Origin of the sequence: Vibrio sp. V09_P4A23P171, from assembly GCF_963875615.1 — a bacterium.
Classification (GTDB): Bacteria; Pseudomonadota; Gammaproteobacteria; order Enterobacterales; family Vibrionaceae; genus Vibrio; species Vibrio anguillarum.
In genome coordinates this window covers 232,180-245,076 of record NZ_CAWNMR010000033.1, presented here as the reverse complement: position 1 = coordinate 245,076, position 12,897 = coordinate 232,180, and the positions used below count along the sequence as shown (strand labels likewise).

Here is a 12,897-nt window from a genome sequence, read left to right as displayed (position 1 = left end):
TTTGAATTATAGGAATGTCACATGAAACGAGTCGTAATCACCGGTATGGGTATTGTTTCAAGTATCGGTAACAACGTCGAAGAAGTTTTAGCGTCTCTAAAAGCAGGCAAATCAGGTATTACCGCTTCTGAGCAGTTCAAAGAGAACGGTTTACGCTCTCAAGTGTGGGGTAGCCTGAAAATGAACCCTGCTGACCATATTGATCGCAAACAGATGCGTTTTATGGGTGATGCGGCCGCGTTTGCATACCTATCAATGGAACAAGCGATTGCCGATTCAGGTTTAGCACCAGAGCAGGTCTCTAATGACCGCACTGGTATTGTGGCTGGTTCTGGCGGTGCGTCGTCGTATAACCAAGTTATTGCTGTCGACACATTGCGCACAAAAGGCGTGAAGCGCGTTGGTCCTTACATGGTTCCACGTACTATGTCTTCGACTGTTTCAGCCTGTCTTGCTACGCCATTTAAAATCCGTGGCGTCAACTACACCATGAGCTCCGCTTGTGCGACGTCGGCTCACTGTATTGGTCACGCAATGGAACTTATCCAATTGGGTAAGCAAGATGTTGTGTTTGCAGGTGGTGGTGAAGAGCTCGATTGGTCTTTAACTATGATGTTTGATGCAATGGGTGCGCTGTCAACTAAGTACAACGAAACACCAGAAAAAGCGTCACGTACTTACGATGCTGACCGCGATGGTTTCGTGATTTCAGGCGGCGGCGGCATGGTTGTGGTTGAAGAGCTTGAGCATGCACTGGCTCGCGGCGCAAAAATTTACGGTGAAATCGTCGGTTACGGTGCGACATCCGATGGCTACGACATGGTGGCTCCATCAGGTGAAGGCGCTGTGCGTTGCATGAAGATGGCAATGCAAGCGGTAGATAGTGTGGATTATGTCAATACACATGGTACTTCCACACCTGTCGGTGATGTAAAAGAGTTGGGTGCCATTCAAGAAGTGTTCGCTGGCAACAGCCCAGCTATCTCGGCAACAAAAGCAATGACTGGCCACGCATTAGGTGCGGCAGGTGTGCATGAAGCCATCTACTCTACCTTGATGCTTCACCACGGCTTTATCGCGCCAAGCATCAACATTGACAATTTAGATCCAGCGGCTGATGGCCTTGATATTGTGACCGAAATGCGCGAGCAAGAGCTAACCACTGTGATGTCTAACAGCTTTGGTTTTGGCGGTACGAACGCGACGCTAGTGATCAAAAAGTATCAAGGCTAATGCGCCTACACACCTCTAATAAAAAGGTTTCCAGAGCGGGTCAGCTTAGCTGATCGAACAGACGCAGACTCTGTCCCATGGAGAGCGGGACGGGATCCTTTTGTTCTGGGTTTTTGCCCGGTTTCCGTGAGGAGCCGGGCATTTTTATGGAAAGCGGGATTTCTTCTCGACAGTCTGTGCGCTTTTCTGCACAATTCCTTCAATTTCGAAAATTGTGAACTCCGCTATGAAAATCCTTATTGATGAAAACATGCCTTATGCTGAATCGTTATTTAGCCAGTTTGGTGAGGTGGTGTTGAAACCCGGTAGAAGCTTAACGGCTGATGATCTTATCGACGTTGACGCCTTGATGATTCGTTCTGTTACGAAAGTAAATCAAGCACTATTAGCGAAAGCCAATAAATTAAAGTTTGTTGGTACGGCGACGGCAGGTATGGACCACGTTGATCAAGCGCTTTTGGCTGAAAGAGGCATCTTTTTTACTGCCGCACCGGGGTGTAATAAGGTGGGAGTGGCTGAGTATGTTTTCAGTGTATTGATGGTGTTAGCACAGCAGCATGGTTTTTCTGCCTTAGAGAAAACCGTTGGCATTATTGGTGCTGGTCAAGTCGGCAGCTATTTAGCCGAGTGTTTAGCGGGGATTGGCATCAATGTACTGCTCAACGATCCCCCAAAACAAGCACAAGGTGATTGCCGCGAGTTTACTCATCTTGATGTTTTACTTGATAAAGCGGATGTCATTACGCTGCATACACCCATTACTAAAAGTGGTGAATGGCCAACTCATCACTTGATTGATGGAGTTCGACTTGCCCAGTTGCGCAGTGATCAGATCTTGATCAATGCGGCTCGTGGTCCTGTGGTGGATAACCAAGCGCTGAAACAACGCCTACAGAAAAATGATGGTTTTATTGCCGCTTTAGACGTGTTTGAATTTGAACCTGAAGTGGATATGGAACTGCTGCCTTTGCTCGCCTTTGCGACGCCGCATGTGGCTGGCTATGGGTTAGAAGGTAAAGCCCGAGGCACGACCATGATTTTCAATAGTTTTTGTGAGTATCTTGGCGATGACCATTGCGCGAATGCCAGTAGTTTATTACCCGAGGCTCCCATTGCCAAAGTGTATTTATCACGCGGTTGGGATGAGGAAACATTACACAGTTTAACCCAATTGATTTATGACGTACGCAAAGATGACGCCTTGTTTCGCCGTGAAATTGGCAAACCAGGTGCTTTTGATCAAATGCGTAAACTTTATTGGGATAGAAGAGAATATAGCGCGATGACTGTCGTCGGTAGTGAGTCGTGTGATCTCACTCCCTTAGCTAAATTAGGTTTTAAAACAGAGGTAACAAATGAGCCAAGAATTTAATATCGCTATTTTAGGAGCAACCGGCGCGGTTGGTGAAACCATGCTTGAAGTGCTCAAAGATCGCAAATTCCCCGTTGGTGAACTTTACCTACTTGCCAGTGAGCGTAGTGAAGGTAAATTCTACCGCTTCAATGGTAAGACCATACAAGTACAAAATGTTGAAGATTTCGATTGGTCACAAGTTCAGATTGCACTGTTTTCCGCTGGTGGTGAATTGTCCGCAAAATGGGCTCCTATTGCCACAGAAGAAGGCGTGGTAGTCATCGATAACACCTCACATTTCCGCTATGAGTACGATATCCCACTTGTTGTGCCTGAAGTGAACCCTGAAGCGATTGCGGATTTCCGTAACCGCAATATTATTGCGAACCCAAACTGCTCAACCATCCAAATGTTGGTGGCGTTAAAGCCGATTCACGACGCTGTGGGTATCGAGCGAATTAACGTATCAACTTATCAGTCCGTTTCAGGAGCTGGGAAGTCAGGCATTGATGAGTTGGCGGGACAAACCGCAAGGCTGTTAAACGGTGTTTCGGCCGATCCTGATGTGTTTAGCCAGCAAATTGCGTTTAACTGCATCCCACAAATCGACCAGTTTATGGATAATGGTTACACCAAGGAAGAGATGAAAATGGTGTGGGAAACGCAAAAAATATTCAATGACTCAACCATTATGGTCAACCCAACTTGTGTACGCGTGCCAGTTTTTTACGGCCATGCTGAGTCACTGCATATTGAAACACGCTTACCGATTGATGCTGAGCAAGTTATTGAGTTATTAGAGAAAACTGAAGGTATTGAAGTATTCAGCGGGAATAATTTCCCCACGCAAGTTCGCGATGCGGGAGGGAAGGATACGGTTCTTGTAGGGCGTATTCGCAACGATATCAGTCACCACAGTGGCATTAACATGTGGGTAGTGGCAGATAACGTGAGAAAAGGCGCTGCAACAAATGCGGTACAAATTGCGGAAGTGTTGATTCGAGATTATTTCTAATTAATACCTAGTAAAAAGGAGTGGCTTACCACTCCTTTCTCTCTACACAAAAAAGCCGAGTGATTGATTCACCCGGCTTTTTTATTATCGTCCAGCTCAAGGCTGAGAATGATGGCTATCTTTTTGACTTGTGCGCGTTAGGGTTCTGCTTGCAACTGCCGTCGGCACATTTACCATATAGATAAAGGCTGTGATTGGTGAGCTGTACATTATATTGCTCGGCAATCTCTCTTTGGCGTTGTTCTATCACCTCATCTGAAAACTCAATCACTTCACCACAATCTAAGCACACTAAGTGGTCGTGGTGGTGTTGTGTTGAAAGTTCAAAAACGGATTTTCCACCTTCAAAATGGTGACGAGTGACAATACCCGCATCATCAAATTGGTTTAATACTCGATAAACAGTCGCAAGACCGATTTCTTCACCAAGATCAATCAATTTCTTATACAGTTCTTCAGCGCTGATATGTTGGCATTCAGGCTGCTGTAGCACTTCTAAAATTTTTAGCCTAGGAAGGGTAACTTTAAGACCTGCATCCTTGAGCGCTTGGTTATTATCTGACATACACTTTCCTGTTGATGATCTGCAGCAGTTAACAGAATTCATAATTGCGATCATTATAGGGGAGTCACTGCTAACAATAAACCACGAAGTTCAAAGGGTTACTTTATATTTGTCACAAAGCCGCGCAATATCACTGATATAACAGCTCTTACCAGTTACAATTGCGTAACATTTATTAGTGATTGAGTCGATAGGTTTAAAAGGTGAGCACGGAATGAATCACTCTTTAGCAAGATTTTATAAGCCAAATATTGTTAAGTGGGCGTTAAATAGCTGGCCCCCTTTTTGGGGCGCTGGTATCCACATTGATGAAATTAGTAGCGACTTCCGTCAGGTGAAAATGCGCCTAAAGCTGCGGTGGTGGAACAAAAATGCCAATCGCACTCAGTATGGTGGCAGCATTTTCTCTCTCACGGACCCTGTTTACTCTTTGATGTTAATGGGGATTTTGGGTGAGCAATATTATGTATGGGACAAAGAGGCCAGCATCAACTTTATCAAACCGGGCCATTCTGATTTGTATGCGGAGTTTCTGATAACGCAAGACCAACTGGATTCAATCTTAGTGAGCACGGCCAATGGGGATAAATGCTTTCCGGAATTTGTTATCCATGTTAAGGATGCCAAAGGCGAAGTGGTCTCTGAAGTGCAACGTAAATTGTACGTGCGCAAAAAACCTAAATACAGAGAAGAGAGTGATGCAGACAAAATGGTTACTTTTTGTGACCGCTAAGGCTGTCCATTCTGCATTTGGCACAGCTCAATCCAAGCTTCGGCGGTGCGAGAAACGTACCGTTCCGCGTGCCATATTAATCCTAAGTGCCAATCAATACTGGGTGTCATAGGTTTGACTAAGACGCCTTCTCCTTGAATTCGTCGACAAAGTGGTTCGGGTAGAAAGGCAACGCCTACGCCACTTTTGACCAACGCGACTAAAAAATCCCACTGGCTACTGCGCGCTGCAACTTGTGGTGTAAATCCGTGTTGTAGGCAGAATGAGTGGATGTAGTCACTCAGCGTAAAATCATGGGTATAGAGGTAAAATGGCTCATTTTGTAGTTGCTCCCAACCGATGGCTTCTTGCTGCTTCCAAGGAGATGAATCGGGGAGTACGGCGCAAATGGGGTAACTGTCTAAGGAGAGTGACCGCAGATTATCAATCGGATGAGGCGAAAGCATGGTGACGGCTACGTCAATTTCGCCATTGAGGATAGCTTGCTCTATTTTACGTCCGCCATACTCAACGATGGTGAGCTCTACATGAGGGTAGGTTTGACGGTATTGGCGGATCAGACCTGCGTAAAGGTGTCCAACCATTGGTGGAATTCCGAGATGCAGTTGTCCCCGCTTTACCTGATTGAGATCGACCAGCTCGGCTTCTAACTGAGACATCTGCGCTAAGATCTCTAGCGCTCTTTGATAGACAACCTCTCCTGCATCGGTAAGCCAGAAACGTCGACCTTCACGATGTAATAGTGGCTGTTCAATTTCCTGCTCTAGACTGCGGATCATTTTACTGATGGTGGGCTGGGTGACGAACAGTTGCTCGGATGCGCGGGTAAAGCTTTGTTGATTGACCAACTCAACAAAATAGCGCAGTGCTTTAATATCCATAATATCTCCTTTTTATCATTCCATTTTGGCATGAAAATGATAATAAAAAGTCATTTTACGATGGTTTTATGGATTAATATAATGTGACTAATTTCACAAAACGGCATTAGTCTCATCATGCAAAGAATAAGAAACAGCCAAAGAGTAAAAAACAATCTGCAAACAGTGGTACAAGTTGCTGCGCTATCAATGATCTGGTTTTTGGCGGATTTTCTAGTCAGCACTTTTCATATTCCTTTACCAGCAAATTTAACTGGCATGCTATTGCTGTTAACTTTAGTGATTATGCGAGTTGTAAAAGTTGATTGGCTGCGCAAGGGAGCAACTTGGTTATTGGCGGAAATGCTGTTGTTCTTTGTACCAGCGGTCATTGCGGTCGTTAACTATCAAGAGTTAATGCAACAGCAAGGGTTACGAATTATGGCGGTACTTGTCATCAGTACCATCATGGTCATTGCTATTACTGCTTGGACCGTTGATAAAATGTATCGTTTAGAGCTGATATTAGCGCGTAGAAAAAGCAACCGGGCAATACGCCTAACCAAAGTGGAGCGTTCATCATGAGCTCACTACTTACCACAACGCTGCTTGGTGTATTTTGCTTGCTGCTAACCTTGGCTTTTTACTATGGCAGCAAGTGCCTTTATCAACGTAAACGTTCTATTTTCTTAATGCCGCTGCTATTGGCCCCTATATTGTTAGTGGCTGTTGTGATGATCTTTCACATCCCTTACCAAACCTATATGGCAGAATCTCATTGGTTATTGTGGCTACTTGGACCCGCGACAGTGGCTTTTGCTATTCCGGTCTATGACAACCGATTGTTGATCAAGCGCCACTGGCTCTCTCTATCCGTGGGAGTGATCGTATCGGTTGTGGTGGCTGTGGGAAGCACGGTTTTGTTGGCTCGTTGGTTTGAATTACCCGATATGCTTCAGCGCAGTTTAGCGATGCGCTCGATTACCACCCCTTTTGCTGTTGAGGCAACGAAGTCAATTGGTGGGCAAAGTGATCTGACTGCTCTATTTGTGGTACTTACTGGGGTGATAGGCATGGCGGTAGGTGAAGTGGTGTTAGCGTTATTATCCATTCGCTCTGGGCTTGGTAAAGGAGCCAGTCTTGGCGCTTCCGCGCACGGTGCAGGAACGGCAAAAGCGTATCAAATTGGCAATGCTGAAGGGGTCGTGTCGAGTGTGGTGATGATGATTGCGGGAATGGTCACTGTGTTGCTTGCTCCATTTATCGGTCGTCTACTTTGGTAAAGAAAAGAGTGCTGTTGTATACGGGTCAATAAAAAATCCCCTCGCAAGGGGATTTTTTATGTTTAAGAGATTAGCCTTCAAGTTCGGCTAAACACATCTCTTCATAAATCTGCTTAACCCATGTGCTGACGCGCTGTTCAGTTAGCTCTGGTTGACGATCTTCATCGATGCATAAACCAATAAAGTGGCTATTGTCACCTGCAACCAAGGCTTTAGAGGCTTCGAATTCATAACCTTCAGTTGGCCAGTGGCCAATAATCGTTGCACCTTTGCTTTCGATAATGTCACGCACTGTACCCATCGCGTCACAGAAGTATTCAGCGTAGTCTTCTTGATCGCCGCAACCGAAAATAGCAACTAATTTCGTCGAGAAGTCGATCGCTTCTAATTCTGGGAAAAAATCATCCCAATCACACTGCGCTTCACCGTAGTACCAAGTAGGGATACCCAGTAACAATAAGTCAAAATTATCAATGTCTTCTTTGCTGCTTTTCGCAATATCTTGAACGTGAACGAGCTGCTTACCCAGTTGCTTTTGAATCATTTTCGCAACGGCTTCAGTATTACCGGTATCGCTACCAAAGAAGAGGCCTACACTTGCCATAGAATCATTACCTTTAATTTGTCATTTTCTGGCGGATGAGCGTGTTCTTTACCCCAGCCCGGTGCCTTCCCAACTGAGTTGGATAAGTCCTTTAAGGATAAAGCCAGCACAACCTAAAAACAGAACTAGCCATACAATACGGCGCCCAAATGGCGGTACATTACCTTGCTTAAGGACATCTTTTATTGCCATACCGATAAGGAAAAATATAGACGCAAAAAGAAGATCGAGTCCAATCGATTCAAGCATGTTCATGTAGTCGTACAGCATGGGTATCCTTTATGCCAATTTGCTTGAGCGCACTATAACACTGTTATTCGTCAAAGTTAATGCGCGCATTGGTACCTATTTCACACTTGTTGTTTCACAGTAAAGCGGCTAGCTGCCAATGAACTTTCTGATCGCTCGTAAAACTTCAACGGGCTTTTCTGCGTGTAGCCAGTGCCCTGTGTTGGCGATGACGTGCGCTTTCGCTTGGCTAAACTGCTGCTGGATCATTTCTTGGTGTTCCGCTAGTAGATAGTCAGAGTTGCTGCCTTTAACCAATAAGGTTGGAACAGAGCTGCAAGGGATTGGTTCCCAGCCTAAAATATTCCAGTAATTTTTTTCAATGGCGGGAACATTAAAACGCCAGCTCATTACACCATCTTCTCGTTTAAATAACGATTTACTGAGAAATTGTCGTACGCCTTCTAGCTCAATATGTTGCGCTAAAATGGCCATGACCTCTGCTCGCGAGGTAGGCTGCTGCGCAATAACCGCGTTGAGCCCCGCCAGTACGTTATCATGTTTCCGATGCTGATAGCTGACGGGTGCCATATCTAAAACCACCAGTTTGGCGACTTTGGATGAGGCGATGTCAGCCAGCTTCATAGCAACTTTACCGCCCATTGAATGGCCAATCAGCGTGACTGAATCACAAGCTAACTCTTCGAGTAAACTAGCAACATCGAATGCCATGCTCGCGTAATCATGTTCCTCACTGTGAAATGATTGACCGTGATTGCGCAAGTCAATACTCAATACTTGGTGATCGGCTTTTAGGTCTCTTGCAAGTAAACCTAGGTTGTCTAAATTGCCGAATAAACCATGGATCAAAACAACGGTGTGACCTTCACCTTCGAGTTTGTAATTAAGAAGTGCTGACATTTTATCTTATTAGTGATTGGTTTAACGTAGAGTATCAGTGAAGATCTCGCTATAATCCCTCAGAGTTTAAACATTGAGATTGTGAAAAGCGAATGAAAACAATTGAGGTTGATGAGGATCTATACCGTTATATTGCCAGCCAAACCCAACATATTGGAGAAAGCGCGTCGGATATTTTACGCCGTTTGCTCAATGTTGACGGTAAAGTGTCTGCAGCAGCGGTCGTGACGCAAGTAAGTACCGAGCCCAAGGGCATTGTTGTGAGTAAAGATGCCGTACAAGAGATACAGATTGATAGCGTAAAAGAGATGCGTTCTTTGCTCATTTCTGATGAATTTGCGGCTTTGAAAAAAGCAATTGATCGTTTTATGTTGGTGCTTTCAACCTTATACCGTATCGATCCAGTAAGTTTTGCTGAAGCGACCTTAGTGAAAGGACGTAAGCGTGTGTATTTTGCTGACAACGAGCAAACCTTGCTTGCTAGTGGGCAGACAACCAAGCCAAGAGCGATTCCAAACACACCATTTTGGGTCATTACCAATAACAATACTAGCCGCAAACAACAGATGATCGAGCAGCTGATGGTATTGATGAATTTCCCGAGTGACATTATTGAGAAAGTGACGCACTCAATCTGATTTGTGCCCATTCATAGATAAAAATCTGATTCAAGCCTCATACTGCGGACCACTAAGTCCGTATCATGAGGCTTTTTATTTCGTTGTTATTTTAAGAAAGGATGTCAAAAATGGCTATGCACCCACGCGCCGGACAAAAAGCACGGCAGGAAGACTTACATAATATCCCTGCGCTCGTTGCAAACTACTTTTTACTTCAACCTGATGCGGCTAACCCAGACCATAAAGTACAATTTGGTACTTCGGGGCATCGTGGTTGCGCGGATAAATCGACATTTAACGAAAACCACATTCTTGCTATTGCTCAAGCGGTAGCAGAAGTGCGCGCTCAGCAAGGAACCACTGGGCCGATTTTTGTCGGAAAAGACACGCACGCACTCTCTGAGCCTGCTTTTTCTAGTGTACTTGAAGTACTGATCGCTAATGAAATTGAAGTGATCGTTCAACAGGATAATGGCTATACGCCAACGCCGGGTATTTCACACGCAATCTTGACTCATAACTTGAAGCACGCGCAAAAAGCTGATGGGATTGTGATCACACCTTCTCATAATCCACCGCAAGATGGTGGTATTAAATACAATCCTACCCATGGCGGCCCTGCTGAAGGGGAAATCACCCAAGCGATTGAAAACCGAGCCAATGAGATCATTGCAGAAGGCATGCAAGGCGTGAAGCGTCTGCCTATTATGTCGGCAAAGCAATCGCCGCTGTTTAAACAAGTTGATCTTGTGAAACCTTATATTGATGACTTAGTGAATGTGATTGATATGGAGGCCATCCAAAAAGCCAATCTAAAACTGGGTGTTGATCCGCTCGGTGGCAGTGGTATTGATTACTGGCGTCAAATTGGCAAAGCGTATCAGCTTGATTTAACACTGGTGAGCGAAGCGGTGGATCCGACATTCCAATTTATGTCACTCGATAAAGATGGTGTAGTGCGTATGGACTGTTCTTCTCCTTATGCAATGGCGGGGTTATTAGCGTTAAAAGATCAGTATGATCTCGCGTTTGGTAATGACCCTGACTACGACCGCCACGGCATTGTCACTCCGAAAGGTTTGATGAACCCAAACCATTTCTTAGCCGTATGCATCGATTATCTGTATCGTCACCGCAAGCAATGGCGTAAAGAAGTGGCTGTTGGTAAAACGTTAGTATCAAGTGCATTGATTGACCGTGTGGTCGCCGATCTTGGCCGTGAGCTGTGTGAAGTACCTGTCGGCTTTAAGTGGTTTGTTGATGGCTTATACAGTGGTCACTTCGGTTTTGGTGGTGAAGAGAGCGCAGGTGCGTCATTCCTGCGTAAAGACGGAACGCCTTGGTCAACGGATAAAGACGGTATTATCCTTTGCTTACTGGCGGCGGAAATCACCGCTGTCACAGGTAAAAATCCGCAGCAATATTATGAAGATCTGGCCGCGAAACATGGAGAGTCTAAATATAGTCGTATTCAAGCTGTCGCAAATGGCCCACAAAAAGCAGTGCTGAGCAAATTGTCACCAGAGATGGTCTCTGCGCAAACATTAGCGGGAGATGAGATCACAGCCCGCTTGACGCATGCTCCCGGTAATGGCGCAGCCATCGGTGGATTAAAAGTGACCACTGATTATGGCTGGTTTGCTGCTCGTCCATCAGGCACAGAAGATATTTATAAGATCTATTGTGAAAGTTTTAAGGGCGATGAGCACCTCAAGCAAATCGAAGCGGAAGCGCAACAGATTGTTAATCAAGTCTTTGCCGACGCTGGTTTGTAAGCAAACTTATCAATTAAAATAGGCGGCCAGAGGCCGCCTATTTTATATTTAGTCGTCTATTATCTTGGTTAAAGCTGAGGCCAACTGTCGGGAACGATGAACCAGAACTTTCCGCTGTCACTTTGGCAATGTACAAAACTATGCTCTTCATTTGCTGTGTAACGCGTGCAGTTTTTACCTTTCCCGCTAATCCATTGAGGCTTTTCCAGTAAGAATAACGCTTCATCTATTTGATGTGACTGGCTTTGATAACACCAAAAACCAGCAATTTGTGACGGATTGAGTTTATAACCTAGGCATTCACTAGGAACAGGCTCATCGTGAAAAGGGTTTACATATAAGCGCCCTTGCATCAGTAAATGACGGCTAACGTCACGCCAAAGTGGGTAAGCCGCACTAAATTGGGCTGATTGGGAAAGGGTCAATTGGTGGTTCAGCATATGTTCAAGTTTGAGATCTAATCGATCTTGAGCATTGGGACCATACCACAGCCCTTGATGTAGCAGGTAAAACTTCACTGCGACTTCCCAATGCTCATAACGCTGACTGCGTTTATTTTTGATGACAAAATCTAGCGAACCTAGTGTACTTCCTGCTTCGTTCAATTGAATTTCTTCAGAAACGGCGGAATAAGTGGGGTTTAGCGTAAACAATAAAGAACATAAATGCTGGTATAGAAAGCCTAACCTAGGGTTCCCTCTATACTCTTCTTTCAATATCGGAACATTGGGTAAAAAAGGAGTACGTGCCGCGACTACACCCTCTCCTTGGAAAAGAGTAGGGGTTGTCGACACCCAGTGTGCCAGTGTGTTGAGGTCCATTGTCATTAATTGTTCTCGTCCTTATTTTTCGACATTCTAGCTTGAAATTGTTATAACCACGCTAATGATAAAACTCAATTTTGGAATGAAAGATGGATAATTTAAAACTTGAAGCTCTGCTCAATCAAAAGCTTAATCCTCAATTGATTAAAGACTATTGCCCTAATGGATTGCAAGTTGAAGGTCGCACTGAAATCAAAAAGATTGTGACGGGTGTGACGGCCTCGCAAGCGCTGATTGAACAAGCAATTGAACGAAATGCTGACGCTTTATTAGTGCATCATGGTTATTTTTGGAAAAGTGAGCCTGAGTCCATCCGTGGAATGAAAGGCCACCGGATCCGAGCTTTGATACGAAATGATATAAATTTATACGCATATCATTTGCCGTTAGACATCCATCCAGAATTAGGCAATAACAAGTTGTTAGCTGATTTGTTGGGGATTCATGTTGATGGCGGATTAGAAGGGCACCCGCAGTCGGTCGCCATGTTCGGCCATTTTGAACAAGCGTTGACAGCCGATGAGCTCAGTCAACGAATCGAGCAAGCTTTACAACGACGGCCACTGCACGTAGCTCCGAGCTCAAACAGAATCATCAAAACGGTGGGTTGGTGTACTGGTGGTGGGCAAGATTTCGTCGATCTAGCGGCGCAGCACGGATTAGATGCGTTCATCTCTGGTGAAATATCAGAGCGGACTACCTACTCAGCAAGAGAGCAAAATATTCATTATTTTTCTGCAGGGCACCATGCCACAGAGCGTTATGGTGTGAAGGCACTGGGAGAATGGTTAGCGAGCGAATATGGCTTTGAGGTTGAGTTTATCGATATCAATAACCCTGTGTAGTGGGCTTGTTTCTGATCAATGTATCAAATGAAAAAAG

Annotated in this window: 15 protein-coding genes; 9 read left to right on the top strand and 6 right to left on the bottom strand. The window is 44.9% G+C overall.

Annotated elements, in window-relative coordinates; translation table 11 throughout:
- The first annotated feature begins 21 nt into the window (after window positions 1-21).
- The 3 genes from fabB to AACT23_RS11740 all read left to right on the top strand — a co-directional run bounded on the left by fabB (window position 22) and on the right by AACT23_RS11740 (window position 3,602).
- Window positions 22-1,233: a beta-ketoacyl-ACP synthase I gene (gene fabB, locus AACT23_RS11750; RefSeq protein ID WP_013856332.1), complete on the top strand. Its 1,212-nt coding sequence runs from the start codon at window positions 22-24 to the stop codon at window positions 1,231-1,233.
- A 226-nt stretch (window positions 1,234-1,459) separates the two neighbouring features.
- Entirely contained in the window at window positions 1,460-2,605 is a 1,146-nt protein-coding gene (locus AACT23_RS11745) for a 4-phosphoerythronate dehydrogenase (protein WP_094129046.1), read from the top strand.
- Window positions 2,589-3,602, top strand: a complete 1,014-nt coding sequence (locus AACT23_RS11740) for an aspartate-semialdehyde dehydrogenase (RefSeq protein WP_094129043.1) — start codon at window positions 2,589-2,591, stop codon at window positions 3,600-3,602. The genes AACT23_RS11745 and AACT23_RS11740 overlap by 17 nt, the downstream gene beginning before the upstream one ends.
- Before the next feature lie 115 nt (window positions 3,603-3,717).
- On the opposite strand, the gene fcrX is transcribed toward AACT23_RS11740, so the two are convergent.
- Window positions 3,718-4,167 (bottom strand): ferric iron uptake transcriptional regulator FcrX, encoded by a 450-nt coding sequence (gene fcrX / locus AACT23_RS11735; protein WP_010318689.1) that lies wholly within the window; start codon window positions 4,165-4,167, stop codon window positions 3,718-3,720.
- A 214-nt stretch (window positions 4,168-4,381) separates the two neighbouring features.
- Here fcrX and AACT23_RS11730 point away from each other — a divergent pair, with 214 nt between their 5' ends.
- A complete protein-coding gene (locus tag AACT23_RS11730) occupies window positions 4,382-4,900 on the top strand; it encodes a DUF4442 domain-containing protein (RefSeq protein WP_010318688.1) in 519 nt (172 codons plus the stop codon).
- Here AACT23_RS11730 and AACT23_RS11725 read toward each other — a convergent pair.
- On the bottom strand, window positions 4,897-5,781 hold the full coding sequence (locus AACT23_RS11725) for a LysR family transcriptional regulator (protein WP_094129040.1): 885 nt from the start codon (window positions 5,779-5,781) through the stop codon (window positions 4,897-4,899). The genes AACT23_RS11730 and AACT23_RS11725 overlap by 4 nt on opposite strands.
- A 117-nt stretch (window positions 5,782-5,898) precedes the next feature.
- Here AACT23_RS11725 and AACT23_RS11720 point away from each other — a divergent pair, with 117 nt between their 5' ends.
- Both AACT23_RS11720 and AACT23_RS11715 read left to right on the top strand, forming a co-directional pair.
- Entirely contained in the window at window positions 5,899-6,345 is a 447-nt protein-coding gene (locus AACT23_RS11720; protein WP_017042726.1) for a CidA/LrgA family protein, read from the top strand.
- Entirely contained in the window at window positions 6,342-7,043 is a 702-nt protein-coding gene (locus AACT23_RS11715; RefSeq protein WP_094129037.1) for an LrgB family protein, read from the top strand. The genes AACT23_RS11720 and AACT23_RS11715 overlap by 4 nt, the downstream gene beginning before the upstream one ends.
- A 70-nt stretch (window positions 7,044-7,113) precedes the next feature.
- On the opposite strand, the gene fldA is transcribed toward AACT23_RS11715, so the two are convergent.
- The 3 genes from fldA to AACT23_RS11700 form a co-directional block, all read right to left on the bottom strand.
- A complete protein-coding gene (fldA, locus tag AACT23_RS11710; RefSeq protein WP_013856340.1) occupies window positions 7,114-7,647 on the bottom strand; it encodes a flavodoxin FldA in 534 nt (177 codons plus the stop codon).
- Window positions 7,648-7,695: 48 nt separating this feature from the next.
- Window positions 7,696-7,917 carry a DUF2788 domain-containing protein gene (locus tag AACT23_RS11705; RefSeq protein WP_010318683.1) on the bottom strand — a complete coding sequence of 74 codons (222 nt, stop codon included), beginning with the start codon at window positions 7,915-7,917 and terminating at the stop codon, window positions 7,696-7,698.
- Window positions 7,918-8,025: 108 nt separating this feature from the next.
- Complete coding sequence (locus AACT23_RS11700) at window positions 8,026-8,796, bottom strand: alpha/beta fold hydrolase (protein ID WP_017045728.1); 771 nt, start codon at window positions 8,794-8,796, stop codon at window positions 8,026-8,028.
- 92 nt (window positions 8,797-8,888) lie between these two features.
- Between AACT23_RS11700 and seqA the strand changes: the two genes are divergently transcribed.
- Together seqA and pgm are read left to right on the top strand one after the other, a co-directional pair.
- Window positions 8,889-9,434: a replication initiation negative regulator SeqA gene (gene seqA / locus AACT23_RS11695; protein ID WP_010318681.1), complete on the top strand. Its 546-nt coding sequence runs from the start codon at window positions 8,889-8,891 to the stop codon at window positions 9,432-9,434.
- A 110-nt stretch (window positions 9,435-9,544) separates the two neighbouring features.
- A complete protein-coding gene (gene pgm / locus AACT23_RS11690) occupies window positions 9,545-11,191 on the top strand; it encodes a phosphoglucomutase (alpha-D-glucose-1,6-bisphosphate-dependent) (RefSeq protein WP_026028060.1) in 1,647 nt (548 codons plus the stop codon).
- A 68-nt stretch (window positions 11,192-11,259) separates the two neighbouring features.
- Here pgm and AACT23_RS11685 read toward each other — a convergent pair whose 3' ends face one another.
- On the bottom strand, window positions 11,260-12,018 hold the full coding sequence (locus tag AACT23_RS11685; protein WP_017047844.1) for a DUF1853 family protein: 759 nt from the start codon (window positions 12,016-12,018) through the stop codon (window positions 11,260-11,262).
- Window positions 12,019-12,104: 86 nt separating this feature from the next.
- Here AACT23_RS11685 and AACT23_RS11680 point away from each other — a divergent pair, with 86 nt between their 5' ends.
- Window positions 12,105-12,860, top strand: coding sequence for a Nif3-like dinuclear metal center hexameric protein (locus AACT23_RS11680; RefSeq protein ID WP_017042720.1), 756 nt, complete (start codon window positions 12,105-12,107; stop codon window positions 12,858-12,860).
- Window positions 12,861-12,897: the final 37 nt, after the last annotated feature.

Excerpts from the sequence above, each read along its gene's own strand:
- fabB (WP_013856332.1), top strand. The coding sequence starts at position 22 with ATGAAACGAGTCGTAATCACCGGTATGGGTATTGTTTCAAGTATCGGT.
- AACT23_RS11745 (WP_094129046.1), top strand. The coding sequence starts at position 1,460 with ATGAAAATCCTTATTGATGAAAACATGCCTTATGCTGAATCGTTATTT.
- AACT23_RS11740 (WP_094129043.1), top strand. The coding sequence starts at position 2,589 with ATGAGCCAAGAATTTAATATCGCTATTTTAGGAGCAACCGGCGCGGTT.
- fcrX (WP_010318689.1), bottom strand. The coding sequence starts at position 4,167 with ATGTCAGATAATAACCAAGCGCTCAAGGATGCAGGTCTTAAAGTTACC.
- AACT23_RS11730 (WP_010318688.1), top strand. The coding sequence starts at position 4,382 with ATGAATCACTCTTTAGCAAGATTTTATAAGCCAAATATTGTTAAGTGG.
- AACT23_RS11725 (WP_094129040.1), bottom strand. The coding sequence starts at position 5,781 with ATGGATATTAAAGCACTGCGCTATTTTGTTGAGTTGGTCAATCAACAA.
- AACT23_RS11720 (WP_017042726.1), top strand. The coding sequence starts at position 5,899 with ATGCAAAGAATAAGAAACAGCCAAAGAGTAAAAAACAATCTGCAAACA.
- AACT23_RS11715 (WP_094129037.1), top strand. The coding sequence starts at position 6,342 with ATGAGCTCACTACTTACCACAACGCTGCTTGGTGTATTTTGCTTGCTG.
- fldA (WP_013856340.1), bottom strand. The coding sequence starts at position 7,647 with ATGGCAAGTGTAGGCCTCTTCTTTGGTAGCGATACCGGTAATACTGAA.
- AACT23_RS11705 (WP_010318683.1), bottom strand. The coding sequence starts at position 7,917 with ATGCTGTACGACTACATGAACATGCTTGAATCGATTGGACTCGATCTT.
- AACT23_RS11700 (WP_017045728.1), bottom strand. The coding sequence starts at position 8,796 with ATGTCAGCACTTCTTAATTACAAACTCGAAGGTGAAGGTCACACCGTT.
- seqA (WP_010318681.1), top strand. The coding sequence starts at position 8,889 with ATGAAAACAATTGAGGTTGATGAGGATCTATACCGTTATATTGCCAGC.
- pgm (WP_026028060.1), top strand. The coding sequence starts at position 9,545 with ATGGCTATGCACCCACGCGCCGGACAAAAAGCACGGCAGGAAGACTTA.
- AACT23_RS11685 (WP_017047844.1), bottom strand. The coding sequence starts at position 12,018 with ATGACAATGGACCTCAACACACTGGCACACTGGGTGTCGACAACCCCT.
- AACT23_RS11680 (WP_017042720.1), top strand. The coding sequence starts at position 12,105 with ATGGATAATTTAAAACTTGAAGCTCTGCTCAATCAAAAGCTTAATCCT.